The sequence below is a fragment of the Tessaracoccus coleopterorum genome (assembly GCF_011174705.1).
Taxonomy (GTDB): Bacteria; Actinomycetota; Actinomycetes; order Propionibacteriales; family Propionibacteriaceae; genus Arachnia; species Arachnia coleopterorum.
This window is the reverse complement of record NZ_JAANIJ010000001.1, coordinates 761331-786487: the sequence shown is the minus strand read 5'-3', so window position 1 is coordinate 786487 and position 25157 is coordinate 761331. Positions and strand designations below refer to the sequence as shown.

At 70.1% G+C, this 25157-nt stretch carries 23 protein-coding genes and 15 pseudogenes; 20 read left to right on the top strand and 18 right to left on the bottom strand.

Annotation, left to right across the window (positions count from 1 at the left end; translation table 11 throughout):
* The 5 genes and pseudogenes from G7085_RS34140 to G7085_RS29455 all read right to left on the bottom strand — a co-directional run.
* Positions 1-1176: pseudogene (locus G7085_RS34140) on the bottom strand (GHMP family kinase ATP-binding protein); the annotation flags it as partial.
* Positions 1173-1990 (bottom strand): annotated as a pseudogene (locus tag G7085_RS04965) (nucleotidyltransferase family protein). The pseudogenes G7085_RS34140 and G7085_RS04965, both read right to left, overlap by 4 nt.
* A gap of 24 nt (positions 1991-2014) precedes the next feature.
* On the bottom strand, positions 2015-2296 hold the full coding sequence (locus tag G7085_RS24230) for a DAK2 domain-containing protein (RefSeq protein WP_197510142.1): 282 nt from the start codon (positions 2294-2296) through the stop codon (positions 2015-2017).
* Between the two features lie 43 nt (positions 2297-2339).
* Positions 2340-2651: a DAK2 domain-containing protein gene (locus tag G7085_RS29460; protein ID WP_331715481.1), complete on the bottom strand. Its 312-nt coding sequence runs from the start codon at positions 2649-2651 to the stop codon at positions 2340-2342.
* Between the two features lie 153 nt (positions 2652-2804).
* Entirely contained in the window at positions 2805-2930 is a 126-nt protein-coding gene (locus G7085_RS29455; protein WP_269451776.1) for a hypothetical protein, read from the bottom strand.
* A 121-nt stretch (positions 2931-3051) separates the two neighbouring features.
* Here G7085_RS29455 and G7085_RS04950 point away from each other — a divergent pair, with 121 nt between their 5' ends.
* The 3 genes and pseudogenes from G7085_RS04950 to G7085_RS24225 all read left to right on the top strand — a co-directional run bounded on the left by G7085_RS04950 (position 3052) and on the right by G7085_RS24225 (position 5440).
* Complete coding sequence (locus tag G7085_RS04950; protein ID WP_197510140.1) at positions 3052-4005, top strand: AMP-binding protein; 954 nt, start codon at positions 3052-3054, stop codon at positions 4003-4005.
* A pseudogene (locus G7085_RS04945) lies at positions 4002-4878 on the top strand (1,4-dihydroxy-2-naphthoate polyprenyltransferase). The gene G7085_RS04950 and the pseudogene G7085_RS04945 overlap by 4 nt, the downstream one beginning before the upstream one ends.
* 61 nt (positions 4879-4939) lie before the next feature.
* Positions 4940-5440: an enolase C-terminal domain-like protein gene (locus G7085_RS24225; protein WP_331715480.1), complete on the top strand. Its 501-nt coding sequence runs from the start codon at positions 4940-4942 to the stop codon at positions 5438-5440.
* Positions 5441-5470: 30 nt separating this feature from the next.
* On the opposite strand, the gene G7085_RS24220 is transcribed toward G7085_RS24225, so the two are convergent.
* A complete protein-coding gene (locus G7085_RS24220) occupies positions 5471-5794 on the bottom strand; it encodes a hypothetical protein (RefSeq protein ID WP_231979235.1) in 324 nt (107 codons plus the stop codon).
* A 20-nt stretch (positions 5795-5814) separates the two neighbouring features.
* On the opposite strand from G7085_RS24220, the pseudogene G7085_RS34135 reads away from it, so the two are divergent.
* The 4 genes and pseudogenes from G7085_RS34135 to G7085_RS04925 all read left to right on the top strand — a co-directional run.
* Positions 5815-6108 (top strand): annotated as a pseudogene (locus G7085_RS34135) (thiamine pyrophosphate-binding protein); the annotation flags it as partial.
* 735 nt (positions 6109-6843) lie between these two features.
* Positions 6844-7026, top strand: coding sequence for a hypothetical protein (locus G7085_RS24215; RefSeq protein WP_231979233.1), 183 nt, complete (start codon positions 6844-6846; stop codon positions 7024-7026).
* Positions 7023-7205 (top strand): thiamine pyrophosphate-dependent enzyme, encoded by a 183-nt coding sequence (locus G7085_RS04930; protein ID WP_197510138.1) that lies wholly within the window; start codon positions 7023-7025, stop codon positions 7203-7205. Before G7085_RS24215 ends, G7085_RS04930 begins: the two co-directional genes overlap by 4 nt.
* A gap of 266 nt (positions 7206-7471) precedes the next feature.
* Positions 7472-8266, top strand: coding sequence for an MFS transporter (locus G7085_RS04925; RefSeq protein ID WP_197510137.1), 795 nt, complete (start codon positions 7472-7474; stop codon positions 8264-8266).
* 182 nt (positions 8267-8448) lie between these two features.
* Here G7085_RS04925 and G7085_RS04920 read toward each other — a convergent pair whose 3' ends face one another.
* The 9 genes and pseudogenes from G7085_RS04920 to G7085_RS04910 form a co-directional block, all read right to left on the bottom strand.
* Positions 8449-9078, bottom strand: coding sequence for an ankyrin repeat domain-containing protein (locus G7085_RS04920; protein ID WP_197510136.1), 630 nt, complete (start codon positions 9076-9078; stop codon positions 8449-8451).
* Positions 9079-9471: 393 nt separating this feature from the next.
* On the bottom strand, positions 9472-9699 hold the full coding sequence (locus tag G7085_RS24210; protein ID WP_231979232.1) for a hypothetical protein: 228 nt from the start codon (positions 9697-9699) through the stop codon (positions 9472-9474).
* Entirely contained in the window at positions 9660-9797 is a 138-nt protein-coding gene (locus G7085_RS24205) for a hypothetical protein (RefSeq protein WP_231979231.1), read from the bottom strand. Before G7085_RS24205 ends, G7085_RS24210 begins: the two co-directional genes overlap by 40 nt.
* Positions 9788-10087, bottom strand: coding sequence for a hypothetical protein (locus G7085_RS24200; RefSeq protein ID WP_231979230.1), 300 nt, complete (start codon positions 10085-10087; stop codon positions 9788-9790). Before G7085_RS24200 ends, G7085_RS24205 begins: the two co-directional genes overlap by 10 nt.
* A gap of 23 nt (positions 10088-10110) precedes the next feature.
* Positions 10111-10305 carry a hypothetical protein gene (locus G7085_RS24195; RefSeq protein ID WP_231979229.1) on the bottom strand — a complete coding sequence of 65 codons (195 nt, stop codon included), beginning with the start codon at positions 10303-10305 and terminating at the stop codon, positions 10111-10113.
* On the bottom strand, positions 10280-10630 hold the full coding sequence (locus tag G7085_RS24190) for a hypothetical protein (RefSeq protein WP_231979228.1): 351 nt from the start codon (positions 10628-10630) through the stop codon (positions 10280-10282). The genes G7085_RS24195 and G7085_RS24190 overlap by 26 nt, the downstream gene beginning before the upstream one ends.
* A 172-nt stretch (positions 10631-10802) precedes the next feature.
* On the bottom strand, positions 10803-10931 hold the full coding sequence (locus G7085_RS29450; protein ID WP_269451775.1) for a hypothetical protein: 129 nt from the start codon (positions 10929-10931) through the stop codon (positions 10803-10805).
* Entirely contained in the window at positions 10928-11110 is a 183-nt protein-coding gene (locus G7085_RS24185) for a hypothetical protein (RefSeq protein ID WP_231979227.1), read from the bottom strand. The genes G7085_RS29450 and G7085_RS24185 overlap by 4 nt, the downstream gene beginning before the upstream one ends.
* A gap of 8 nt (positions 11111-11118) precedes the next feature.
* Positions 11119-11815: pseudogene (locus G7085_RS04910) on the bottom strand (demethylmenaquinone methyltransferase).
* A gap of 54 nt (positions 11816-11869) precedes the next feature.
* Between G7085_RS04910 and G7085_RS04905 the strand changes: the two are divergent.
* From G7085_RS04905 to G7085_RS34130, 5 genes and pseudogenes are all read left to right on the top strand, one after another.
* Positions 11870-12521: pseudogene (locus tag G7085_RS04905) on the top strand (ABC transporter ATP-binding protein).
* The gene (locus G7085_RS04900) at positions 12404-14152 is read left to right on the top strand and encodes a DUF6297 family protein (RefSeq protein ID WP_408647041.1); all 1749 of its coding nucleotides are present in this window, start codon (positions 12404-12406) and stop codon (positions 14150-14152) included. The pseudogene G7085_RS04905 and the gene G7085_RS04900 overlap by 118 nt, the downstream one beginning before the upstream one ends.
* A 66-nt stretch (positions 14153-14218) precedes the next feature.
* Positions 14219-14808, top strand: a pseudogene (locus G7085_RS04895) (DUF4956 domain-containing protein).
* A gap of 115 nt (positions 14809-14923) precedes the next feature.
* On the top strand, positions 14924-15811 hold the full coding sequence (locus tag G7085_RS04890) for a polyphosphate polymerase domain-containing protein (RefSeq protein WP_331715926.1): 888 nt from the start codon (positions 14924-14926) through the stop codon (positions 15809-15811).
* 134 nt (positions 15812-15945) lie between these two features.
* A pseudogene (locus tag G7085_RS34130) lies at positions 15946-16496 on the top strand (carbohydrate-binding domain-containing protein).
* An 8-nt stretch (positions 16497-16504) separates the two neighbouring features.
* Here G7085_RS34130 and G7085_RS29445 read toward each other — a convergent pair.
* Positions 16505-16627 (bottom strand): hypothetical protein, encoded by a 123-nt coding sequence (locus tag G7085_RS29445; RefSeq protein ID WP_269451774.1) that lies wholly within the window; start codon positions 16625-16627, stop codon positions 16505-16507.
* 104 nt (positions 16628-16731) lie between these two features.
* On the opposite strand from G7085_RS29445, the gene G7085_RS04880 reads away from it, so the two are divergent.
* Positions 16732-17229, top strand: a complete 498-nt coding sequence (locus tag G7085_RS04880) for a hypothetical protein (protein ID WP_231979224.1) — start codon at positions 16732-16734, stop codon at positions 17227-17229.
* On the opposite strand, the gene G7085_RS04875 is transcribed toward G7085_RS04880, so the two are convergent.
* On the bottom strand, positions 17219-18238 hold the full coding sequence (locus G7085_RS04875; protein ID WP_231979223.1) for an isochorismate synthase: 1020 nt from the start codon (positions 18236-18238) through the stop codon (positions 17219-17221). The two genes, G7085_RS04880 and G7085_RS04875, sit on opposite strands and share 11 nt — an antisense overlap.
* The gene (locus tag G7085_RS24165) at positions 18235-18567 is read right to left on the bottom strand and encodes a hypothetical protein (protein ID WP_231979222.1); all 333 of its coding nucleotides are present in this window, start codon (positions 18565-18567) and stop codon (positions 18235-18237) included. The genes G7085_RS04875 and G7085_RS24165 overlap by 4 nt, the downstream gene beginning before the upstream one ends.
* Positions 18568-18846: 279 nt before the next feature.
* Here G7085_RS24165 and G7085_RS04870 point away from each other — a divergent pair.
* The 7 pseudogenes from G7085_RS04870 to nuoF all read left to right on the top strand — a co-directional run bounded on the left by G7085_RS04870 (position 18847) and on the right by nuoF (position 25141).
* Positions 18847-20125: pseudogene (locus G7085_RS04870) on the top strand (geranylgeranyl reductase family protein).
* Between the two features lie 45 nt (positions 20126-20170).
* Positions 20171-20502 (top strand): annotated as a pseudogene (locus tag G7085_RS04865) (NADH-quinone oxidoreductase subunit A).
* An 18-nt stretch (positions 20503-20520) separates the two neighbouring features.
* Positions 20521-20972, top strand: a pseudogene (locus tag G7085_RS24160) (NuoB/complex I 20 kDa subunit family protein); the annotation flags it as partial.
* A gap of 95 nt (positions 20973-21067) precedes the next feature.
* Positions 21068-21756: pseudogene (locus G7085_RS24155) on the top strand (NADH-quinone oxidoreductase subunit C).
* Positions 21756-23102, top strand: a pseudogene (locus G7085_RS04850) (NADH-quinone oxidoreductase subunit D). Before G7085_RS24155 ends, G7085_RS04850 begins: the two co-directional pseudogenes overlap by 1 nt.
* Positions 23099-23836, top strand: a pseudogene (gene nuoE, locus G7085_RS04845) (NADH-quinone oxidoreductase subunit NuoE). The pseudogenes G7085_RS04850 and nuoE overlap by 4 nt, the downstream one beginning before the upstream one ends.
* Positions 23833-25141: pseudogene (gene nuoF / locus G7085_RS04840) on the top strand (NADH-quinone oxidoreductase subunit NuoF). Before nuoE ends, nuoF begins: the two co-directional pseudogenes overlap by 4 nt.
* The last annotated feature ends 16 nt before the right edge of the window (positions 25142-25157 follow it).

The window sequence follows — 25157 nt, the reverse complement described above, 5'->3', positions numbered from 1 at the left end:
GGCCGGGCCGCCCGGACGGGTGAGGACGATCGAGGCCGTCTCCTCCCACTGCGGATACTCGGCCAGGTATGCGGCGAGCCAGCGGTCGCCGAAGGCCTGCGCGCCCTCCGTCGGGACGAGGGCCCAGACCGAGCCGCCGAAGCCGGCGCCGAAGCCGGTCGAGGCGATCGCGCCCATCTCCCGGGCAAGGGACTGCAGCCGGTTCGTCTCGGGATCTGGTTGCCGAGCACCGCGTCTGCGTTGCGGTGCGACAGGTCGGCGGCCTTCCCGAAGGCCTCGAGATCGCCGGCGCGCAGCGCCTCGATGGCGCGGGGATGGCCACCTCCGACTCGGTGACGAAGGCCGTGAGGCGGCGCGTGAGGAGTTCGTCGTGGGCCGCTACTGCGCGCAGTCCCTCGAGGGCGTCCTCGTCGGAGGCCAGCGCGTCGGCCACGGTGGCGTCATCGCTGCCCGTCGCGTCGTTCCACAACTCGGCGAGCCGTGCCGCGTTCAGCGAGAGGGAGTTGTAGTGCTCGAGGCGGCGCCGGTCTTCTCGGCCAGCACGCCGGAAACGGCCACGACGAAGGTGAGGCCCTCCGGGAGGGCCACCGAATCGCCCTCGACGATGGGGCAGAAGGTGAATTCGGTCAGCTGGCCCGGGTGGCAGTTCAGCATGGCCGTGTGGTCCTCGGAGCCGCCGAAGGTACCGACGCCGCGGAGCCCCTCGAGGGTGCCGAAGGTCAGGCCGTTCTCCATCGTGGCCAGGTAGCCGGCCAGGTCGATGGCGTCGGAGATGTTGGAGGTCCACTCCGCGCGCTCACGGATGCCGTTGTGGTCGATCACGGCGAGCGCGACGGCCACCACGAGCGCCGACGAGGAGCTCATGCCGGAGGCGAGCGGCAGGTCCGAGTCGATCACCAGGCGGGCCGGGGCCAGCTCACCGAAGTTCAGCTGCAGCCGGTCGAGCACTGCCTGGACGTAGTTGGCCCAGTGGCCCTTCGCGAGCCCCGGATCGGTGCCGGGGACGAGGCGCTGCTCACCCTCGATCGCGGTCGAGGACACCAGGAAGCCCGGGCCCTCGGAGTCGCTCAGTTCGATGGTGACGCCGCGGTCGACGGCGGCGAGCAGCGAGCGGCCCCCGACGTAGTCGGTGTGCTTACCGAGCACCTCGAGGCGGCCGGGGACGAACCACTTCACAGCACGACCTCGCTGTCACCGAGCGCCTCGACGACCGAGGCGATGTCGCCGCGGTTGCTCATGTCCAGCACGCCGACATCGGCCTTGACGACCGCGTAGGGTCACCGTCCTCGATCGCCCGGCGCACGGCGTCGGTGATCTCATACTCGCCACGCGCCGACGGCGGGATCGCCTTGGCCGCGGCGAAGATGGCGGGCCCGCAGAGCCAGCAGTTCATGGAGATGACGGCGTCGTCGCCGAGCCGGCTGATGGTCGCCTCGTCGGGCTTCTCGACCAGCTCGTCAAGGTTGCCCTCCGCGTCTGCGGTCGCCAGCGCGAACGCGGCGATCCGGTCGCGGGCGATGTTGGACCTCGTCAGCATGCCCTCGCGGGTGAAGCCGACCAGTGCGGAGCCGGGGACCCCGGCCAGCAGCGCGAGGGCCTCGGCCGGGTAGTAGTTGTCGGAGTTGATCACAAGCACGCGGTCGTCGCCGGCAAACTCCTCCGCCGACAACACGGCGTTGGCGGTGCCGAGCGGCTCCTCCTGGATCGCGTAGCTGATCGTGACGCGCGACTTGGCGATGTTGTCGTAGTAGTCGCGGATCAGGTCGTGCTCGGGACCGATCACGAGGCAGACGTCGGTGAAGCCGGCGTCGGCCAGTGCGCTGATGACGTGGTCGAGGAACGGCCGCCCGACGGAGATCATCGCCTTGACGCCCGCATCGGCCGCCTTCGACTGCTCGTCGCTCAGGGTGACGCCCTCAGCCTCCTTGCGCATGCGCGAACCGAGTCCGCGGGCGAGGATGACGGCCTTGTGTGGTGCCTGGAAGCTCATGACCCCAAGGCTATGGCCCTCAGCTCACCGCGCGAAATAAGCAATCACGTGCGCTGTTCGCAAGTCAGGCGATGTGGTTGGCCGCCGTGCGCAGAATGATCGACATCGACACCGCCCCGGGTCGAGCACGCCCACCGACTCCGCGGCGCGCAGGTGTGCCCTCCCGCGCTGGGCGACCATCGAGGCGGTAGCGTCGCGCCCGGCCTCGGCGGCCTCGGCGGCCAACCGCAGGGCGTTCGCGATGTCGAGATCCTCGGCCGCGGAGCGCTCGAGCGACTCGGCGGCCGGCGCGATCGCGTCGACCATCGTCTTGTCGCCGACCTCGGCCTTTCCCGCGCGACGACGCCGTTCAGGCCCTGGCGGACCGCGCGCGCCACACCGACGGTGCTGACCGACGAGGGCCAGTTGGCTCCGGCACGCAGCAGGAAGGTGCCGAAGAGGGGCCGGAGGCGCCGCCCACGTTGCTCACCAGCGCCATCCCGACCTGGCGCAGCGCGTCGGCGGCGTGTGCATGCTCCTCGAGGTTGAGCGACTCGGCGGCCTCAAAGCCGCGGCGCATGTTGGTGCCATGGTCGCCATCGCCCAGGGCCCGGTCGAGTTCGTTCAGCTCATCGGCACGGGCATCGAACTGCCGGCCACACTCTCGCAGCCACGCGATCACTGCCCTCACGCCATCACTCATGGGTCCAGTTTCCCACAGGTCCGAGGCGGTCCTGTCAAGCCCGGCTCAGCGCAGGCCGCGCAGGAAGTCCTCATCGTCGTCCGGTGCCTTCGGGGCCCGCGGGCCTGCCCGGGCCGACCGGACGGCCGAACATCAGCCAGCAGACCGGCCCCACCAGGGGACGCAGATGACGGTGAACGCCCACAACCAACGGGGCATGGCCCGCACGCCGTAGCCACGTGCCTGCGCGACCTCGACGACGCAGTACACGGTCAGCATCACGACAGCGATGATGAGGATTACCCGGACCATGTGGTCATTCTACCCGCCGTCGATAGGCTTGCAGGATGGAGGATCTGGCTACACCGGTCGCGCGCTTCCTCGCGGGAGGACCGGGACCATGGCTCGCGCCGGGGGAGGGCATCGCCCCGAGGGCTGCGCCGTCGTGGCGACGTCGGGATCGAGCGGCGACGCAAAGCTCGTCGTGCTGCACCGCGACGCGCTGGTGGCAGGGGCCGGCGCCGCCAGGGAACGCCTCGGCTACGACGCCACCTGGCATCTCACCCTCTCGCCCCGCTACGTGGCGGGCCTCATGGTGATGGTGCGGGGCATCCTGGGCCGGGGCATCGCCGTCACGGATGCGGCCCTCGAAACCCTGGAGCCGCACCCCGGCCGCAACTGCGTCTCCATCGTGGGAACCCAGCTCTACCGGGCCCTCAGCGACCCGACCAAGGCCGCGCGTCTCGCCGCGTTCGATGCGGTGCTGGTCGGCGGAGCGGCGCTGCGTCCCGAGCTCAGGGCCCGCGCCGAGGGATCCGGGATCCGGATCATCGAGACCTACGGCATGAGCGAGACCTGCGGTGGTGTCGTCTGGGACGGCGTGCCACTGCCCGGCGTCGACGTCCGGCTCGGGGACCACGGGCGCATCGCGCTCGCCGGCCCGAGCGTGTTCCGCGGCTACCTGGGTCGCGACGATCTGACTGCGGAGACCCTCGTCGACGGCGCCGTCCTCACCCGTGACCGCGGACACCTCGTGGACGGGCGGCTGGTCATCGACGGACGGATCGACGACGTCGTGATCAGCGGCGGGGTCAACGTCGATCTGGCCCTGGTGCGCGCGGTGGTGGCCCGCCGTGAGGAGGAGTCGGCGGTGTTCGCCGTCGACGACCACGAGTGGGGCGCCCGCGTGGTGCTGTTCGCGCCGTCGGGCACCCTGGACGCCTGGCGGGAGGCGCTCCGCAACGAACTCCCGACGGCCTCCCTTCCGCGTCAACTGGTGCTGGTTCCCCGCATCCCCAGGGGCCTGGGTGGCAAGCCCGACCGCGAAAAGCTCCTAGAGTTGGTCCAACCATGAACAACTCCATCTCCATCTGGGTGGCCGGTGCGCGCCCACGCACGCTGCCCGCCGCCCTCGCCCCGATCCTCGCGGGCTCGGCGTCCGCCCTCGCGGTCGGCAGCCAGGACTGGCTGATCGCCCTGCTCTGCCTCGTGGTCGCCGTCGCGCTCCAGGTCGGCGTCAACTACGCCAACGACTACTCCGACGGCGTGCGCGGCACCGACGACGAGCGGGTCGGGCCCGTCCGGCTCGTGGCATCGGGGCTCGCATCACCAGGTTCGGTCAAGGCCGCGGCCTTCGCGTCGTTCGGGGTCGGGCCGTCGCCGGGCTCGCGGTGGTCGCGCTCAGTGGGCAGTGGTGGCTCCTGCTCGTTGGTGCCCTCAGCATCCTTGCGGCATGGTTCTACACCGGCGGGAGGAAGCCGTACGGCTACCTCGGGCTCGGCGAACTGATGGTGTTCGTCTTCTTCGGGCTGGTCGCCACCGTCGGCACCACCTTCGTGATCTCCGGCTCCACCCCGCCGCACGCCTGGGTCGCTGGTACCGCGGTCGGTGCGCTCGCCAGCGCGATCCTGGTGGCCAACAACATCCGGGACATCCCCACTGACCGCGAGTCCGGGAAACTGACGCTCCCGGCACGCCTGGGCGATCGGAATGCCCGCATCTTCTACGCCGTGCTCTGCGGGATCGCCGCCGTCGGCATCGTGGTGTTCGCGGCCCTCACCGGTTGGGCCTCGCTCATCGCTCTGCTGTCGCTCGGGCTGCTGATCGACCCGCTGCGCCGCGTGCTCGGTGGGGCAGCCGGCCCGGCCTGATCCCCGTCATCGCATCGACCGGGTTCGCCGAGATCGGGCTGGGCCTCGGCCTGCTCGTCGGGGTGTTCCTCGGATGAGGCCGCTGGTCTACGACATCGCCATGACGGTGCCCTTCCGGGCATCACCCGCCGCTCCGGCGTGCTGTTCGAGGGCCCGGCCGGCTGGGCCGAATGGAGCCCGTTCCCGGAGTACGGCGACGAGGAGGCGGCCGCATGGCTGCGGGCCGCCCTCGAGACCGCCACCCTCGGTCATCCCCGGGCGGTGCGGGAGACGGTCGAGGTGAACGGCATCGTCCCGGCGCTGCCCCCGCGGGAGGCCGCCCGCCGCGCCGTCGACTCCGGTTGCCGCACCATCAAGATCAAGGTGGCCGTCAACGGCAGACCGCTCGACGACGACATCGCCCGCGTCGCCGCGGTGCGCGACGCCCTGCCGGAGGCCCGACTGAGGGTGGACGCCAACGGTGGCTGGACGCGGGAGGAGGCGCGGATCGCGATCGCCGAACTCGCGGGCTTCGGGCTCGAGTACGTCGAGCAGCCCAGCCCCACCGTCGAAGACCTCGCGTGGCTGCGGGCCCTCGATCAGGGGTCGCCATCGCCGCGGACGAATCCATCCGGCGGGCAGACGACCCGATGCGGGTGAAGCGGGCGGGCGCGGCCGACGTGGCGATCCTCAAGGTGCAGCCCGTCGGAGGGCGGCGCGTTGCCTCGAACTTGCCGCCGAGCTGGGCATGCCGGTGGTCGTGTCGTCGGCGGTGGAGACCTCCGTCGGCCTCGCGGCCGGGGTCGCGCTGGCCGCGGCCCTTCCCGACCTGCCGTATGCCTGCGGCCTCGAGACGCAGCGGCTGCTCGCCTCGGATGTCGTCGTCGACCCGCTGCGCCCGGTCGACGGCCTGCTCCGCGTCGGGCCCGTCGTCGTCGACGCCGACCTGCTCGCCGCCAACCGGGCCGTCGGAGAGCTCGCCGACTTCTGGCTCGCCCGGTGGGAGAGGGTCAACCGGATCGTGGAGGGAACAGATGAGCAGCATCGCACTCGGCTCGACCGTCATCGACGCGCTGATCGGTGTCGGCGTCACCGACGTCGTGCTCTCGCCGGGCTCCCGCTCGGCGGCCCTGGCGCTCGCCGTCGACCGGGCCGACCGGCTCGGCCTGCTCCGGCTCCATGTGCGGATCGACGAGCGGGTGGCCGCCTTCACCGCGCTCGGCCTCGCACGGGCGGGCGGCCGGGCCGTCGCCGTCATCACAACCTCTGGCACCGCCGTCGCCAACCTGGTTCCCGCGGCCATGGAGGCCACCCTCGCGGGCGTCCCGCTGCTGCTGCTCACCGCCGACCGGCCCGCCCACCAGGTCGGCACAGGGGCCAGCCAGACCGGAGAGCAGGTCGGCCTGGTCGGCACCGCCGCCCTCGACGTCGCGCGCCTTTCCTCGACGTCCGGGGGCCGGCGGCCTGGGCGGCGGCCGTGCACCGTGGGGTCGTCACGGCCGAGGGCCGCCGCACCAGACGTCCGGGGCGGTCCAACTCAACCTCGAGTTCGAGGAACCCCTCGTCGGGGAACTCCCGCCGCCCGAACCCCGCAGGCTCCGGGTCTCCCGGTCGCTCGGCACCGAGATCGTCGAGCTCGACGACCGCCGCACCGTCGTGCTGGCCGGCGACGCGTCGCCCGCGGTGGGCGCGGAGGCCCGCGCGCTCGCGGAGGTCAGCGGCGCGCCCCTCTTCGCGGAACCGACGTCGAATGCCCGCTCGGGCCCCAACGCGATCCCCGGGTACCGGCACGCGCTCCTCGCGATGTCCGACGGCATCGAACGGGTCGTGATGTTCGGCCACCCGACGCTGTCGCGCCCGGTCAACGCGCTGCTCAGGCGCGACGACGTCGAGCTCGTCGTCGTGACCGACTCGGCGCGCTGGCACGACCCCGGGCACCGGGCGGCCATCATCGCCGACCGCGTGCAGCTGGACCCGCAGGACCCGGCCTGGCTGGATGCCTGGCGCGCCTTCCCGTGGCGCCCCCGGGCCCGGCCTTCGGGCAGCGGGTGGTCGCGGACGCGGTGCTCGCATCGCTCGACTCCGGCGAGGACCTGATGTACGGCTCCAGTTCCATCATCCGGGCCGCCGACGTCAGCCCGGTGCGGGAGCGACCCCCGTCACCTGGGCCAACCGCGGCCTCGCAGGCATCGACGGCACCATCGCCACCGCCACCGGCATCGCGCTCTCCACAGGCCGGCCGTTGACGCTGCTGCTCGGCGACCTGACCGCCCAGCACGACGTCGGGGCGCTGGTCCGCCCACCGTCCGAACCGTGGCCGCAACGGTTCCGCGTCGTCGTGGTCGACGACGGTGGCGGCAGCATCTTCCGTGGCCTCGAGCAGGGGCGCCCGAGTACGCGGACAGCTTCGACAGGGTGTTCCTGACCCCCAGCGGTCCGACCTGGCGGCCGTGGCCTCGGCGCTCGGCTGGCGCACCATGACGGTCACCGACGCAGGAGGTTTGCAGGCGGCGCTCGACTCCGATGCGGAGTTCATCGTCGCCCGTGTGTGAACCACGTTTGGACAAACCGGTTGCGACCCGGCTTGACTTGGCCGGGTGACCCGCCAGCGCAACCCCATGATCGCCACCCTGCTCGCCCTCCGAGGCAACGGGCGGGCATCGGTATACACCGAGCCCTCTGGGGCTGTCGATGCAACTCGTGGCGCCGTACGCGTCGGTGTTCATGCTGGCGCTCGGAGTCCGCGACGCGCAGATCGGCCTGCTCGCCACCATCTCGATGCTGTCACAGGTGGTGTTCGGCCTGCTCAGTGGCGTGATCACCGACAAGTTGGGCCGTAGGGCCACCACCGCGATCTTCGACATCATCGCCTGGGTCGTCCCGTGCCTCATCTGGGCGCTCGCGCAGAACTTCTGGTGGTTCCTGGCGGCGTCAATCATCAACGGTGCGTGGCAGGTGACCCAGAACTCGTGGGACTGCCTCCTCGTCGAGGACATCGACCGTGCGGAGATCCCGAAGGTCTACTCCCTGGTGAAGGTGGCCGCCGAGTTCTCCGCGCTGTTCGCGCCCATCGCCGCGCTGCTGGTCTCGGGCCTCGGCCTCGAACTGGCCGTGCGGATCCTGTACGTGAATGCCTTCCTGATCATGTCCGTCAAGATCTGGCTGCTCTACCGCTTCACCACGGAGACCGCCACCGGTCGGGTCCGGATGGAGCAGACGCGTGGGGTTTCGATCTGGACCTCGCTCCGCGAGTACCGGGGCGTGTTCGGCCTGATCGTGCGGTCTAAGGGCACCCTCTTCTCGTTGACCATCTCCGCCATCGTCGGCGCCGTCGTCCTGATCAACGGCACCTTCTGGCAGGTCATCATCAACCAGCGCCTCGGGTCCCCGACGCGCTGCTCCCGTTCTTCCCGATGGTCCGCTCGCTGCTGTCGGTGCTCTTCTTCTTCACCATCATCCCGAGGCTCACCCACTCCCGGCACCTGAAGGCGCCCACCCTCATCGGGTTCGGCGTCTACCTCGTCGGGCAGGCGCTGCTGGTCGGGATCGCGGCGCCGGAGGGCGGCGCCGACGCGACCACCTACGCGCTGCTCGCCGGTTGTCTCGTGCTCGACGCGTTCGGGCGGGCATCTTGTTCATGCTGGCCGAGTCGCTGGTGGCGCTCCACGTCAACCGGCGGAGCGGTCCCGCGTGATGGCGATCCAGCGCACCTGCGTGATGCTGGTCACGGCCCCCTTCGGTTGGATCGGCGGTTGGCTGTCGGGGATGGACCGGCGGTGGCCGTTCGTGCTCACCTGTGGGCTGCTGGTGCTCGGCCTGTTCGTGGCCGGCCGCCTGTGGGTCACCACGCACGCAGAGGAGCAGGAGAGCGAACCCGCCGCGGCGGGGTGACCCTCAGGCGCGCGGGTCGACCGGGATCCCGCGGGCCTCGAGCCACGCGACCACGGCGGCGCGTTCGGAGGCGGCCCGCTCGTTGAGGAGCCCCGTGTCCCAGTTGAAGTAGCCGTCCTGGAACGTGCGCCCCGAGTTGTCCGTGGCGAGGGGTCGGCCCCGGCCTCCAGGAGGAGCAGCACCAGAGCGCCCTGGTTGGCGACCCCACACACGTGCAGAGCGGTGATCCCCTCCGCGTCGGTCGCGTCCAGGTCGGGTACACGGGCGATGAGCGGCTCCAGGACGGAGCGCTCGGGGAAGCTGCATGCCTCATGGAGCACGTAGGTCTTCGCGACCGGGTGGCGGATGCCCGGCTCGGCCCCGGCCTCGAGCACCGCCGTCACGTAGCTCGGATCGCGCGTGCGCACTGCCTCGAACAGCAGGGGTCGGCCCCTTCCCCGGTCCCGTCGGGGTCCGCCCCGCAGCGAGCAACAGCGTGAGCGAGTCGAGCCGGCCCATCAGGACGGCCCACTTCGCCATCGTCATGCGGCCCTCTCCCACGTTGGCATCTGAGCCGTCGGCCAGCAACTGCTCCACGCGCCCGGTTTCCCCCGCCTCGATGGCGCGGGCGATCTCGATGGCGGCAGGATCGGTGAAGTTCTCGTCGGCCCGGTAGGAGGGAGGGGAGAGACAACCCGAGGCCAGCAGGACAAAGGGATGACGAGCCAGCGCAGCATCGGCCAAGTCTCCCTGGCAGCGGGTCAGGCGCGACGCTCAGGCAGGCTCCGGCTCCGTGGCGGTGTCGGGATCGTCGAAGGCCGTCAACCAGGCGCGCACCGCGAGCGTTGCGCGCACGTCGTCCTCGTTGTACTCGAGGACACGCTGCCGCGCGCTGGCCCTCGCAGCGGGATCGGGGACTCGACGGCCTCCCGGAACCACGACTGGGAGGCGAGGCCGCCCGGCTCCTCGTCGCGCCAGGCAAACCGTGCGCCGCGGGTGGCCACCACCTTCAGGCCGAGGCCGTCGACGCCCACGAAGTTGTCGCGCACGAAGCCGAACAGGTCGACGAAGTGCCCCTGATGAGCCCACAGGCCGCGAGCAGGTCGGGGTCGTCGCCCGCCCGCTCGGCCAGGCGCCTCAGATGCACCGTCTCGTAGTCGCTGTAGTGGTACACCAACACCTCGGGCCTGCGGGCCGCCAGTTCCACCAGCCAGGCGGCGAACTGGCGGCGATCTCGACCTCGCGGTCCTCCGAGAAATGGGAGAACTCGCTGAAGGAGGTGTAGCGGGTGCCCTCCTCGTCGGTGAGGAGCACGCCCCAGAGGTACACCGAACCGTCATCGGCCGTCTCGATGTCGAGGTCGACCTCGACGGGGGAGCGGGGCACCCCGATCGGATCGACGCTCACCCGCTCCAGGTTGACTCCGTTGGCCAGCATCCGCGCCCGGCGCGCGGCCTGCCTCAGCCGCTGCTCGGCCCGGTCGCGGTGCCCCGTCCGGGCAGGTAAGCGGGGAGGATCTCGTCGACGTCGGCCCGGGCGAGCTCGGCGACGGTGCTGATACCGAGCGACAACAGGGTCTGCAGTTCCCGCACGTCGAGCGGCGCCTTCGAGATCCGCAGCGACAGGTCGTCATCGTCGATCTGCGGGCGGCACACCTGCCACCAGGCGCACCACTCGCACTCCTTCACCCGGATGGGCGCACCACAGGTGGCGTCGGATCGTCGGGACGCGGGTGGCCGCGTGCTCGGCGACGTAGACCCTGAACTGGTGCTCGTGGTCGTAGCGCTCCATGGTGGAGCGCAGCTTGTGGCCCGCGGTCTTCGAGTAGGTGCGGATGAACTTCATCGTCAGATCCACCCAGGTGATGCCGGGCTCGGCACCAGCACTGCGGTCGTCGCCGACCACGGCCGCGAGGTTGACCCCGGAGGCGAAGCCGCACGACTCGAGCATCCGGCGGTAGTGGGCGAGCTCCAGCAGCACCCTTCGCGGTAGACGCGGTAACGGGCATCGTGAAGGGGCACCAGCGCCTGTGGCGCGGCGAGGGTCGAGGTGCTCAGCGTCTCAGACCCCGCCTGCCGCTCGCGCACCCGGTACGGCTTCACCTTCAGCGGCCAGTAGCCGGGTGAGCCGGAGGCGGTGTCCTCGCCGCGGATCAGCGCGTCGGGGCGCCCGCTGCGATGACCGTCGAGGTCGAGAGGGAGCAGCCCACCGATGATGACGGGGGCCCGAGGCCCATGGCCGCGAGGCACGCCTCCGCCCGCTCCTCCGCCGGGGCGCTCATTCCGCGCAGGTCGACCGCCTCCTCAGCCGCCGCCATCCGGGCGAGCACGGCGTCGCGGAAGTCGGAGCCCCCTGGAACGACTCGCGCAGCGACTCGTCGAGTGGTGGCTCCGCGCGGGTCGGATCGAAGGTGTTGAACGTCTTCACCGGGCAGCTGCGCGCCGAGTAGGCGTCCAGCACGAAGGAGTTCACATCGCCTTCCTGCCACGGTGCAGGGCGACGATGCCTCCCGTGTGGTTCTGCCATTCGACGTCGCTCCAGCCGACGGAGGCCATGATGTCGGCCAGCTCCTTCTGGGCGGGCCACGCGAGGATGGACTCCGCGAGGTAGCCGTAGGCGGCCCGGTTGCTCGACAGCTTCGCCATCGCGGGAGGGCGACCGGCAGGTAGTGCTGGTAGACGTAGCGGAACGCCGGGTGGGTCGGCGTCGAGAACTCGTTGACGACGATGCGGCCCCCGGCCGGGTGACCCGCAGGAGCTCGGTGAGGGCCGCGGCCGTGTCGTCGATGTTGCGCAGGCCGTAGCTGATCGTGACGGCGTCGAACACCTCGTCGGCGAACGGGAGTGCGAGGGCGTCGACGTTGGCGAAGTCGAGGAACGGGAAGTTGGCCAAACCCTCGCTCAGCATCCCGAAGGAAAGGTCGGCGGCCGTCACGGCGGCCCCCCGCTCCGCGATCGCGGCCGACGACTTCGCCGTGCCCGCGGCCAGGTCGAGGACCCGCTCCCCGGGCCGCGGATCGATCGCCTCGACGGTGGCGCGGCGCCAGGCCGCATCCTGCCCGCCGGACATCACCGAGTTCATGAAGTCGTAGCGTTTCGCGACGCCGTCGAACATGGCGGCGACATCGGCGTGCTGCTTGTCGAGCCCGGCCCTCTGGTTCTGCATTGCGCCAGCCTAGCGCCGACCTCGGACAGGGTGCGTTGCGCTCCGCTTTCCCCCATGGCCCACAATGGGACCGTGGCTAAGAAAGATGTCGTGCTCCAGGTGGACAAGTTGAAGAAGGGCTACGGCCCCGTGACGATCGTGGAGGGCTTCTCCATGAAGGTCCACGAGGGGAGGCCGTGGCGCTCACGGGACGCAACGGCGCGGGCAAGTCGACCGTGCTGCGCTGCCTCTGCGGCGCCGACCGCCCCGACGAGGGGACGATCCTGGTGGACGGCGTGAAGGTCTCCGAGACGAACGCCGCGATCCGCCGCGACGTCGCGACCGTCATCGACGACCTCGACTTCTTCCCCGACCTCTCCGTGGTCGAGCACCTCGACCTGCTCGCCCGTGCCCACGGGCTCACCGACCCCGACGCCCTCGTCGACGAGGTGCTCGACGAGGTGCAACTCGTTCCGCAGGCGGGCAGCTCCCCTCGACCCTCTCGTCCGGTCAGCGCAGGCGCCTCGCCCTGGCGACCGCCTTCGTGCGTCCCCGCAGGCTGCTGGTGCTCGACGAGCCGGAGCAGCGGCTCGACGTCGAGGGCGTCGAATGGCTCGGCCGTCGCCTGAAGCAGGAACTCGAGGGTGGCCTCGCGATCGTGCTGGCAAGCCACGAGCCGTCGTTGCTCGAGGCGATCGGTGCCCGCCAGATCCGGCTGGGCGCCTGATGAGCGTGTCCGACCCGCGCTTCGGCGAGCTGGGCGTCGTCGACGAGAAGCAGTTGAAGCTGCTGATGCGCGACTGGCGCCGCGGGCGCGCCGACCGCAACCTCATGCAGGTGCTCTCCGACGGCTACGTGATGGTGTTCAGCATCGTGCTGATCGGCGCCATGCTCGTGTCCTCGATCATCCAAGCGCAGCGCGTGGTGGCCGTCTGTGACACCGACGGCTGCATCGCCGCCCGCGGCCTGCTGCCGTGGGCCGCCGTGGCCGGTGTGCTGGCCTCCACCCTGATCCTCTCGCGCATGTTCGGCCCCGTCGCGGCCTCCGCGGCCGAGGGGTTCTGGCTGATGGACGGCCCGACCGACCGCCGCAAGCTGCTTGCCGGACGACTCGTCGCGGCCATCGCCCTCGCGCTCGGCGCAGGGGCGCTGCTCGGTGCCCTGATCGCCGCCCTGACCGGCTCGACGCTGGGCCAGGTCGGCATCTGGGCCCTCGCGGGCGGCCTCGGTGCCGCGGGCCTCGTGGCCTTCGCCGCGGCCGAGCAGGGCCTCGACCGCACCTGGATCATCACCACCATCCAGTGGATCATCGGCATGGTCGCCATCGCGACGTTGGTGGCGCTCGTCGGCGGCGCGGCCGGATGGTTCGCCCTGGGTGGCCTCGCCACCCTCTCCGTGGAGCTCGCCTTCATCGTCGCCGGCGTCGGGCTGCTGCTGATCATCGTGGCCGGCCTCGTCGCGTACCGCAGGCTCAAGGGCGTGCGGCGTCAGCGCGTCACCTCCGGCGGATCGCTGCTCTCCGGCCTGCAGGGCGCGGCCTTCGCGCTCGAGTTCGCGCTGATCCGAGACATCCTCGTCGAGAGCAAGTCGAAGGCGAGGGGCCACGTGAAGCCGACGCGCGGTGTCGGCTCCGGTATGAAGGCGCTCGTCATGCGCGACGTGCAGCGGCTCTGGCGCCAGCCCCTGCCGCTGCTGATCCTCGCGGCGACGGTCGTGGTGCCCTACGCCGTCCAGGCGCTGGGTCTCGCCGCGCTGAACCCGCCGATCTCGGCGCTGGTGCTCATGACGGCCCTGGTGCCGTTCATGAACTCCCTGCGCGTGCTCACCCGCACCAAGGGCCTGCAGCGCTGCTTCCCGTTCGACCCGGGCCAGGTCAAGCAGGCGGCGATGGTCGTTCCCGGCGTCCTGGCCCTCCTCTGGGCCGTCGGCTCGTTCCCGGCGTTCATGGGGCTGGCCGGCGGAGTCGCGGCCGATCCGGTCGAGGCGGGTACGAAGGCGCTGGTCACCGGCATCGCCGGCTTCCTGGCCGCGGTGCGGTGGATTTCGGCAAAGCCCGCCGACTACTCCGGGCCCATCGTGGCAACCGGTGTGGGCGCCATGCCGCCCGGACTGATGTTCTCGCTGCTGCGCGGCTTCGACATGGTGGCGTTGGTCACCCTGCCGATCGTCTTCGGGCTCCCGACCTGGGTCTCGATCGCCATCGCCGCCGTCGCGTTCGCCATCCTGCGCTCCGGTCTCGACCGCGACTCCCTGATGGAGCAGCAGGAGGAACAGAAGCGCCAACTCGAGGAGGAGAAGGCCCGCCGCAACGGCACGGGCCCCGCGAAGCAGAAGATCCAGGTCCAGCGGAAGCGCTAGCCGACTCACAGTCCGGGCAGACGCGGTTCACAGGTAGCGCAAAGAGGCGGGCGGTGTTGTGGTCACATGACCACAACACTCACGCTCGTCGGCCTCGACCTGGTGGCAGCCTCCGTCCTCACCTTCGCCCTCTACTACCGGCGCCACCGCAGGCGCGACCTGGTCGTCGCGTTCCTCGGCGTCAACGTCGGGGTGCTGGCCGTGGCCATCGTGCTGGGGACGGCCGAGGTTGCGTTGGGGCTCGGCCTCGGGCTGTTCGGGGTGCTGTCGATCATCCGGCTGCGATCCTCCGAGATCTCGCAGCGTGAGGTGGCCTACTACTTCTCGATGCTCGCGCTGGGCCTGATCGCGGGGCTGCCCCACGACGGGATCGCGCTGCCCGCCGGGCTGATGGCGTTGATCGTCGCCGTCCTGTTCGTCGCCGACCACCCGCGCTGCTCCCGCGCGCGGCCTCCCAGCTGGTCCGACTCAACCGTGCCATCTCCGACGAGACGCACCTGCGCCGCGAGCTCGGCCACCGGCTCGGGATCGAGGTGACCGGACTCAACGTCCAGGAGGTCAACCTGGTCAATGACACCACGCTCGTCGAGGTCAGGTTCAACCGGGCGGAGGCCCCACAGCCGGCCACAACCACCGGACTGAGCGTCGTGGCATGAGCGGGCCGGGACTGGACCGGTTCCTGCCGCTGACGCTGGACGAGTTGGTCTCACGCGCCGAGCTCCTCACGCGCGTCGACCGCAAGTACGTCATGACGCCCGCTGCGGCGGGGAACTGCTGGGGCGACTCGACCCGGCCACGCGCGTGCTGGAGATCGACGGCCGGCGCAGCTCGGGCTACGAGAGCGTCTACTTCGACACGCCCGACCTCGTCACATACCGGATGTGCATCCAGCAGCGTCGCAGGCGGATCAAGCTGCGCACCCGCTGCTACGTCGAATCGGGCGACGCCTACCTCGAAGCCAAGACCCGGCTGGCGGGGCTGACCGTGAAGCGGCGCACCGGCCATCCCGCCGACCAGCCGACCCGCCTCGACGAGGGGGCGCGGCGCTACGCCGCGGAGGCGCTGTGTGACGTGGGGCAGCGTCCCGAGCTCGCCGAGCGCCTCACCGCCACCCTCTCCACCGGCTACCGCCGGTCGACCCTGCTCACCGACGACGTGCGCGTCACCATCGACACCGACCTCACCTGGGAACTCCCGGACGGAACCCGCCTGACGGCGGAGAACCTTGTCATCGTGGAGACCAAGTCCCCGGGGGCCGCAACCGGGATCGACCGGCTGTTGTGGCGCTCGGGCATCCGTCCGGTCTCCCTCAGCAAGTACGCCACCGGGCTGGCAGCGCTGAGGCCGGACCTGCCCGCAACCGTTGGGCGCGCGTCCTGCGCGACCATTTCACACCCGAGGAACTCCCATGCATCGTCGCCTGATCGCCTCTCTCACCGCCCTGGCCCTCATCGGGGTCGCCGGATGTTCGTCGGCACCCGCCGACGGTTCCGCACCGTCCGCCACTGCCGACGCCGCCACCTCGACGGCCACCGCCATCGCGGTACCCGCCGGCGTCCTGACCACCGACGCGGTCGTGACCGCCAATGCCGATGCCACGGCGCTGAACGACGACGAGTGGTCGGAGGAGGACGCGGTCGGGATCGAGCTGGAGGGTGACGGTGCCGCAACCGACTCGGCCGATGTCACCGTCGAAGGGGCCACGGTGAGAATCACCGCCGCGGGCGTCTTCCGGCTCTCCGGGAGCCTCCGGGGCAGGTGGTGGTCGCCGCCCCGACGACGCGCGGGTCGTCCTGATTCTCGACGGGGCCGGCATCACCAATGCGGACGGCGCGGCCATCGCTGTCACCGGCGCCGACGACGTGGCGATCTCGCTCGCGGGAGGGTCCAGCAACGCCGTCTCCGACGCCTCGTCCTACCCGGGCGACGGCTCGGACACCGCCGACGCGGCCATCCACTCGGTGGCCGACCTCACGTTGACCGGCACCGGTTCACTCACGGTGCACGGCAACGGGAACGACGCGATCTTCAGCAGCGACGACCTGTTGGTGCTCTCCGGCGACTACACCGTCGAAGCCGTCGACGACGGCCTGGTCGGGAAGGACTCGCTCACCGTGCGCGGGGAACCCTCACGGTCACGGCGGGCGGCGACGCGCTGAAATCCGACAAGGACGACGACGCGACCGCCGGTTACGTGCGGATCGTCGACGGCACGCTCGCGCTGACCGCGGGCGATGAGGGGATCGACGCCACCACCGATCTCATCGTCGAGGGCGGCACCCTCACCGTCGGCGCGGGCGGCGGCACCGGGCGGCCGCCGAGGAGGCGACGGCCAAGGGGCTGAAGGCGGGGTCACCCTGGTGATCGGGGCGGGAGCGTCTCGGCGGACGCGGCCGACGACGCCGTCCACAGCGACGGCTCGATGGGGTCACCGGTGGAGAGCTGCGGCTCGCCGCAGGTGACGACGGCATGCACGCCGAGCAGACGCTCTCCATCACCGGCGGTTCGGTCGGGATCACCGCGTCCACAGAGGGCATCGAGGGCACCGACATCGCCATCGGTGGGGAGACGTGTCGGTGGTGGCCACCGACGACGGCATCAACGCGGCCTCCGGTTCCTCCACCGAGGGGGTGCCCCGGCTTCCTCCACCGAGGGGGTGCCCCGGCGGCGCCGGGCGACGGCGCGGGGCGGGCTCGGGGAGACCCTCACCATCTCCGGCGGCACGGTCCTCGTCGACGCAGCGGGTGACGGGCTCGACTCCAACGGCACCCTCACCGTCTCGGGGGAGACATCACGGTGTTCGGGCCGTCGAACGACGGCAACGGCGTGTTCGACGCGGACGGGACCTTCACCGTCACCGGGGCACGCTGCTCGGTATCGGCTCGAGCGGCATGGCGGAGACCCCAGGCGAGGGCTCCCAGGGCTGGGTGGCGGCAACCGCGGACGTGCCGGCCGGCTCCGCAGTGGGGTGGTCGACGGCGCGGGCGCCGGGGTGGCGGGGGCGACCTCACCCCGGACGGCCTCGATGGTCTTCTACTCCTCGCCGGAGTTGCCTGACGGCGTGTCCTACGCCGTGACCGTCGACGGCGCCACGGTCGCGACGGCTACGAGGACCGCCGTCGCGGGCGGGATGCCCGGCGGCCCCGGTGGCGGCATGGGCGGTGGCCCTGGCCGGAGGCCGTGAGCCGGCTCAGGCCAGGCCGAGCGCCTGCAGCATCGGGACGAGCTTCGCGCCGGTCTCGGCCAGTTCGACCTCGGGGTCCGAGTCGGCGACGACCCCGGCCCGGCGAACAGCTGGATCCTCTCCGGAGCGCCCGGCTCGACCTGGCCGCCACGCAGCGCGATCGTCCACTCACCGTCACCGTGCGTGTCGGTCCAGCCGACGGGCCCGGCGTAGCGGCCCCGGTCCAGGGACTCGAGGTCGCTGATGATGTCCATGGCGAGGTGCCTCGGCGTGCCGCACACCGCGGCGCTCGGATGCAGCGCCGCCGCGAGCCCGAGGGCGGAGGCGCCCTCGTCGACGACACCGGTGATGTCGGTGGCCAGGTGCATCACGTTGGGCAGGCGCAGCACCGAGGGTGAGTCGGGCACGTTCATGGCCTTGCAGTACGGGGCCAGGGCCTCGGCCACCGAGGCCACCGCGAACTCGTGCTCGGAGATGTCCTTCTCGGAGCGGCTGAGCTCGGCGGCCAGTTGCAGCGGATCGGCGCCCTCGCCGTTGCGCCACACGGTGCCCGCGAGCACCCGGGAGGTGACGAGCCCGCCCTGCCGCCGGAGCAGAAGCTCCGGGGTCGCTCCCACCATGCCGTCGACGAGGTAGGCCCACGTCATGGGATAGAACTCGAGGAGCCGGTCCAGCAGGAACCGCAGGTCCATCGGCTCGTCGGCTGCCACCGTCAGGTCGCGTGCGAGCACCACCTTGCTGACCTCGTCATTGCGGATCCGGCCGATCACCTCGCCGACGATGTCGGTCCACCGCACCTCAGCCATCGCACCGCCTGTGGCGCGCGGGTTCACGGGCGGCCGCACCGGTTCGCGGAGCTTGGGCAGGGCCATGTCGTTGTGCGAGGCCCCGAGCTTCGTCATCCAGAAGATGCCGCCCTGCGCCCGATGATGGTCTGCGGGACGGTCAGCACCGAGTGCCGCCGCGTGTTGTCCGGGTTGAACGTGAAGGCGCCCACCGCGAGCGGTCCGGTACCGAACTCGCCGGGTAACTCGGAGTCGTGGTCGATCTGGTTGGCGATCTCCTCCCACCAGACGTCGGCCGCCTCGAGGGTGTCGGTCTCGAAACGGGCGACCTCGCCCAGGCCGACGAATCCCTCGCCCCTGCGCAGGAAGGCGGTGCCGGGACCGGACTCGGGCAGGAAACGCTCGAGCGGACCCGGGTCGTCGATGGCGACCGTCGTGGCGCGCATCCGTGCGTTGCCGAAGTCCAGAATCACCCTGCGAGGATAGCCCCGGGAGCCTGCGGAGCCACCTGAGCCGATGCGTGGCGCCATGGAAGTGTCACCGGCGACATCCGCTACCCCACCGTTGGCTTGGACAGACGGTTAACGCAACATTTCCCTTGCAAAAAGGTTCATTCCATACCTAGTCAGAAGGGTTTAGGATCGGGAGATGTCCGGTTGGCCGATTGTCCCGGCCACCCTTAGACTGACCGGAGAAATCCATGCGTCACAGACCCAGGAGCGTGTATGTCGTTCGCCAAGCCCGAGGGCGCGGCCGTCGAATCTGACGTCGTCGTCGTAGGCGCTGGACCGGGTGGTTCATCCACGGCCGCGTATCTCGCCCGGCACGGCCTGAGTGTCACGCTCCTCGAGAAGTCGCACTTCCCCGTGAGAAGGTGTGCGGCGACGGCCTCACGCCCCGCGCCACCCGCGCCCTCACCCGGATCGGCATCGACACCTCCGAGTCGAACGGCTGGCTGCACAACAAGGGCCTCCGCGTCTACGGCGGCCGCACCGAACCCTTCGAGCTGCCCTGGCCCGACCTCACCGACTTCCCGCCGTACGGCCTCGTGCGTCCCCGCGCCGACTTCGACGACATGCTCGCCCGGCACGCGGTCGCCCAGGGGGCCGAGCTCGTAGAGGGCGCCAATGTCGACGGCGCCATCCTCGACGAGCGCAGCGGCCGCATCACCGGCGTCACCACGAAGGACGGCCGCCGCTTCACCGCGCCGATCGTCGTGGCCGCCGATGGCAACTCGTCGCGACTGTCCGTCTCCATGGGTATCAACAAGCGCGCCGACCGTCCCATGGGCGTGGCGGTGCGCACCTACTACGAGACCCGCGCAGCAACGACGACTACCTCGAGTCCTGGCTCGAGCTGTGGGACGGCGAACGCGGCAGGTCGAACCTGATGCCGGGCTACGGCTGGGTGTTCGGCATGGGCGACGGCACCAGCAACGTCGGCCTGGGCGTGCTCAACACCTCGAAGAGTTTCGGGCAGACCGACTACCGCGCCCTCCTGAAGCGCTGGGTCGACGGCACCCGGAGGAGTGGGGCTTCCGCGACCAGAACATGGTCGGCAAGATCCAGGGGCAGCGCTCCCCATGGCCTTCAACCGCCAGCCGCACTACGGGCGCGGGCTCGTGCTCGTCGGTGACGCAGGCGGCATGGTCAGCCCGTTCAACGGTGAGGGCATCGCGTACGCGATGGAGTCGGCCGAGTTTGCCGCCGCCGCCATCGCCGAGGCGAAGTCGAGGGGTTCGGCACCGCGTCGGCGGAGAAGGCCATGCAGGCCTACCCGCAGGCGCTCAAGGACAGCCTCGGCGGCTACTACCGGCTCGGCACCATCTTCGTGAAGCTGATCGGGGATCCCCGCATCATGCATCTCTGCACCACCTACGGCCTGCCGCGCAAGACGCTGATGCGTTTCGTGATGAAGCTGCTGGCCAACCTCACCGACTCGCACGGCGGGGATGCGTTCGACCGCATCATCAACGCCCTCAGCAAGGCAGCGCCCTCGGCCTGACCGGAAGGAACGATCAAGGATGAACCCCTATATCCCATCGTGGGCATGGTGGTCCTGGCGACGGCGTTCGTGCTCGTCTCCATGGGCCTCTCCCTCGTGGTCGGGCCGAGCCGGTACAACCGCGCCAAGTTCGACAGCTACGAGTGCGGCATCCAGCCCACCCGCAGCCCATCGGCGGCGGCCGGTTCCCCGTCAAGTACTACATCACCGCGATGATGTTCATCGTCTTCGACATCGAGGTTGTCTTCCTCCTGCCGTGGGCGGTGGCCTACAACCAGTTGAGCACCTTCGCGGTCGTCGCGATGATCGTGTTCATCGTGTTGTTCTTCGTCCCCTACTTCTACGTCCTGCGCCGCAACGGCCTCGACTGGGATTGATCGGAAGGCACCTCACACATGGGTATCGAAGACAAGCTCCCCAGCGGCATCCTCCTGACCACGGTCGAGGGTGTCTTCGGCTGGCTGCGCAAGGCCTCGTTCTGGCCCGCCACCATGGGCCTCGCGTGCTGCGCCATCGAGATGATGGCCTTCGGCACGCCCCGCTACGACTCCGGACGGTGGGCCAGGAGGTCTTCCGCGCGTCGCCGCGCCAGGCCGACCTGATGATCGTGTCGGGCCGCGTGTCGCAGAAGATGGCTCCGGTCATCCGCCAGGTCTACGACCAGATGCCGAACCCCAAGTGGGTCATCTCCATGGGCGCGTGCGCCTCGTCGGGCGGCATGTTCAACAACTACGCCATCGTGCAGGGCTGTGACCACTTCCTGCCCGTCGACATGTACATCCCCGGCTGCCCGCCCGCCCGGACATGCTCATCGAGGCCATGTTCAAGCTGCGTGAGAAGGTCCAGACCAGACCCATCGGGCCAACGAGGCCGCAGCCATCGAGGAGGCCGAGCAGGCCGCCTCGCAGCCCCCGCAAAGATCGAGATGAAGGGCCTCATGCGATGAGCGAGCAGACCCCAGACCTTCCGGTCAGCCAGGGTGAGCCGACGCCGGCCCCGGTGTTCGAGACCCGCAAGGGCATGTGGTCCGCCGGATCGAGCGACACCTCCGGCTACAACGGCCTCGTCGTGAGCAAGGCCATGCCCGGACGCACCGAGCCCCCGTTCGGCGACCCGTTCGACGCCATCCACTCCCGCGCCATCGAGCTGGTTCCCGCCCTGTCCGGCGCCCGGTTCCTGTTCGACCGTGGCGAGCTGACCATCTATGTTCCCCGTGAGAACCTGGTCGAGGTCGCGCAGGCGTTCCGTGACGACGCGCACCTCCGCTTCGAGGTGTGTGTCTCCGTCAGCGGCGTGCACTACCCGGAGGAGACCGGAGCCGAACTGCACTCGGTCTACCACCTGCTGAGCTACACCCACAACCGCCGGGTGCGCCTCGAGGTCACCTGCTCCGACGACGATCCCCACATCCCGTCGCTCGCGGCCGTCTACCCGATGGTCGACTGGCACGAGCGTGAGACCTGGGACATGTTCGGCATCGTCTACGACGGCCACCCTCCCTGACCCGCATCCTGATGCCTGACGACTGGAAGGGCCACCCGCAGCGCAAGGATTACCCGCTGGGCGGCGTCGACGTCGAATACAAGGGCGCCAAGGTGCCCGCTCCCGACAACCGGAGGTCCTACTCCTGATGAGCACGCACGCAGCTACCGAGGACATCTTCGCCGGCTCCGGCGATGAGAAGGTCGACCGCGTCTACCTGGCACAGGGCGGCGACTGGGAGGACATCGCGGCCGAGCAGGCCGAGCGCGGCGACGAGACCATCGTCGTCAACATGGGCCCCAGCACCCGTCCACGCACGGCGTGCTCCGCCTCATCCTCGAGATGGACGGTGAGACCGTCACCTCCATCCGCCCCGGCATCGGCTTCCTGCACACCGGCATCGAGAAGAACATGGAGTTCAAGACGTGGACCCAGGGCGTGACCTACGTCACGCGCATGGACTACGTCGCCCCGATCTTCAACGAGGCCGTCTACTGCCTGGCCGTCGAGAGGCTCCTCGGCATCACCGACGACATCCCGGAGCGCGCCTCCGTGATCCGTGTCCTCATGATGGAGCTCAACCGCATCGCCTCCCACCTGGTCGCCATGGGCACCGGCGGCATGGAGATCGGCGCGCTCACCATGATGACCATCGCGTTCCGTGAGCGCGAGATGATCCTCGACTTCTTCGAGGCGGTGTCCGGCCTGCGTATGAACAACGCGTACATCCGCCCCGGCGGCGTCGCCAACGACCTGCCCGAGGGCGGGCTCGAGCAGCTGCGCGGCGTCATCAACTGGCTGCAGAAGCACCTGCCCGAGTACGCGGGCTTCTGCAACGAGAACCCGATCTTCATCGGCCGCATGGCCGGCGTCGGCGTGATGGACCTCACCGCGTCCATGATGCTCGGCGTGTCCGGCCCGCCGCTGCGCTCGACCGGCTACGACTGGGATCTCCGCAAGACGCAGCCCTACTGCGGCTACGAGACCTACGACTTCAAGACCGTCACCTGGGCATCCAACGACGCCTACGGCCGGTTCCGCATCCGCCTCGAGGAGTGCTGGGAGTCGCTGAAGATTGTCGAGCAGTGCTTCGAGCGCCTGCAGAACACCCAGGGTCAGCCCGTGATGGTCGCCGATCAGAAGATCGCGTGGCCGGCTCAGCTCACCGTAGGGCCGACGGCCAGGGCAACTCCAACGAGCACATCCGCCACATCATGGGGAGTCGATGGAGGCGCTGATCCACCACTTCAAGATCGTCACCGAGGGCTTCAAGGTCCCGGTCGGTCAGGTGTACCAGGCCATCGAATCGCCCAAGGGCGAGCTCGCCTGTCACGTCGTCTCCGACGGCGGCAACCGCCCCTACCGGGTGCACTTCCGCGACCCGGGCTTCAACCATCTGCAGTCCGTCCCGGCGATGTGTGAGGGCGGCATGATGTCCGACGTGGTCGTCGCCGTCGCAAGCATCGACCCTGTCCTTGGAGGTGTGGACCGATGAGCGGCCACTTTGCCAGCCACTTCCCCGACTCGGGGTCGGTCGACTACTCCGACCAGTCGAGCAACATCGACGACGCCGCCGTCGCGGAGCTCCGCGAGCTGGCGGGCCGCTACCCGGAGCCCCGCTCCGCGCTGCTGCCGATGCTGCACCTCGTGCAGTCGTTCGACGGCAGGGTCAGCCCCGCGGCATCGAGGTGTGCGCCGAGGTCCTCGGCATCACCACCGCCCAGGTGTCCGGCGTCGCGACCTTCTACACCATGTACAAGCGCCGCCCGGCGGGCAAGCAGCACGTCGGTGTCTGCACCACCGCCCTGTGTGCGGTGATGGGTGGCGACATCCTCCTCGAACGTGCCAAGGAGTTCCTCGGCATCGACGAGGGCCAGACCACCCCGACGGCCAGGTCTCGCTCGAGCGACTCGAGTGCAACGCGGCCTGCGACTTCGCCCCCGTGACCATGGTCAACTGGGAGTTCTTCGACAACATGACGCCGCAGAAGCTGGAGCACCTGCTCGGCGACCTGGTCGCCGACCGCGAGGTCGTCTCCCCGCGCGGTGCCACCATCACGAGTTGGCGTGAGGCCGAGCGCGTGCTCGCGGGCTTCCCGGACGGCCGTGCCGACGAGGGCCCTCCGCGGGCCCGGCCTCGCTGCTCGGCCGCCGCATCGCGGCGGAGAACTCCTGGACCGCGCCGAACGCCGACGCCAAGCCCGCACCGCAGCAGGGAGATGCCAAGTGACCGATCTTCTAACCCCGGTCCTCAGCGCCAACTGGGGCGAGGACAACTCGTGGAAGCTCTCGCGCTACGAGGCGACGGGCGGCTACCGCGCGATGCGCAAGGCGCTCACCATGGCGCCCACCGACATCATCACGCTCGTCAAGGACGCCAACCTCCGCGGCCGTGGAGGCGCAGGCTTCCCGACCGGCATGAAGTGGTCGTTCGTCCCGCAGGACAATCCCAACCCGAAGTACCTCGTCGTCAACGCCGACGAGTCGGAGCCGGGCACCTGCAAGGACATGCCGCTCATGATGGCCAGCCCCACACGCTGGTGGAGGGCATCATCATCTCGTCGTTCGCGATCAACTCGCACACGTCGTTCATCTACTGTCGCGGTGAGGTGCTCCACGTCATCCGGCGCCTGCAGCAGGCGGTCCGTGAGGCCTACGCCGCGGGGTACCTCGGCAAGAACATCCTCGGCACCGGGTACGACCTGGACATCATCGTCCACGCCGGCGCGGGCGCCTACATCTGTGGCGAGGAGACGGCGCTGCTCGACTCGCTCGAGGGTCGCCGCGGCCAACCGCGCCTCCGCCCGCCGTTCCCGGCCGTCGCCGGTCTGTACGCTTCGCCGACCGTGATCAACAACGTGGAGTCGATCGCCTCCGTGCCGTCGATCCTCGCCAACGGCGCCGACTGGTTCCAGTCGATGGGCACCGAGAAGTCGAAGGGCTTCACGCTGTACTCGTTGTCGGGCCACGTGAAGAACGCCGGCCAGTTCGAGGCCCGATGGGCATCACGCTGCGCCAGCTGATCGAGCTGGCCGGCGGCATCCGTGACGGCCACCAACTCAAGTTCTTCACCCCGGCGGCTCGTCCACCCCGATCCTGACCGCCGACGCGCTCGACCTGCCCTCGACTACGAGGGCATGGCCGCCGCGGGCACGATGCTCGGCACCAAGGCGCTGCAGATCTTCGACGAGACCACGTCGATCGTGCGCACCACGCTGCGGTTCGTCGAGTTCTACAAGCACGAGAGCTGCGGCAAGTGCACCCCTGCCGTGAGGGCTCGTGGTGGCTCGTGCAGATGCTGATGAAGTTCGAGGCCGGCACCGCCCAGGAGGGTGACGTCGACAAGATGCTCGACGTCTGCGACAACATCGGAGGCCGCTCGTTCTGCGCGCTGGCCGACGGCGCCGTCGCGTGCCTCACGAGTGCCGTGAAGCACTTCCGCTCCGAGTTCGAGCTCGGCTACCACACCCCAGCCTGGGAGCTGTTCCCCTACGAGAAGAGCGCCCTGTTCACCGTGGAAGGAGACGCGCGATGACCGTCGACGCGAAGAC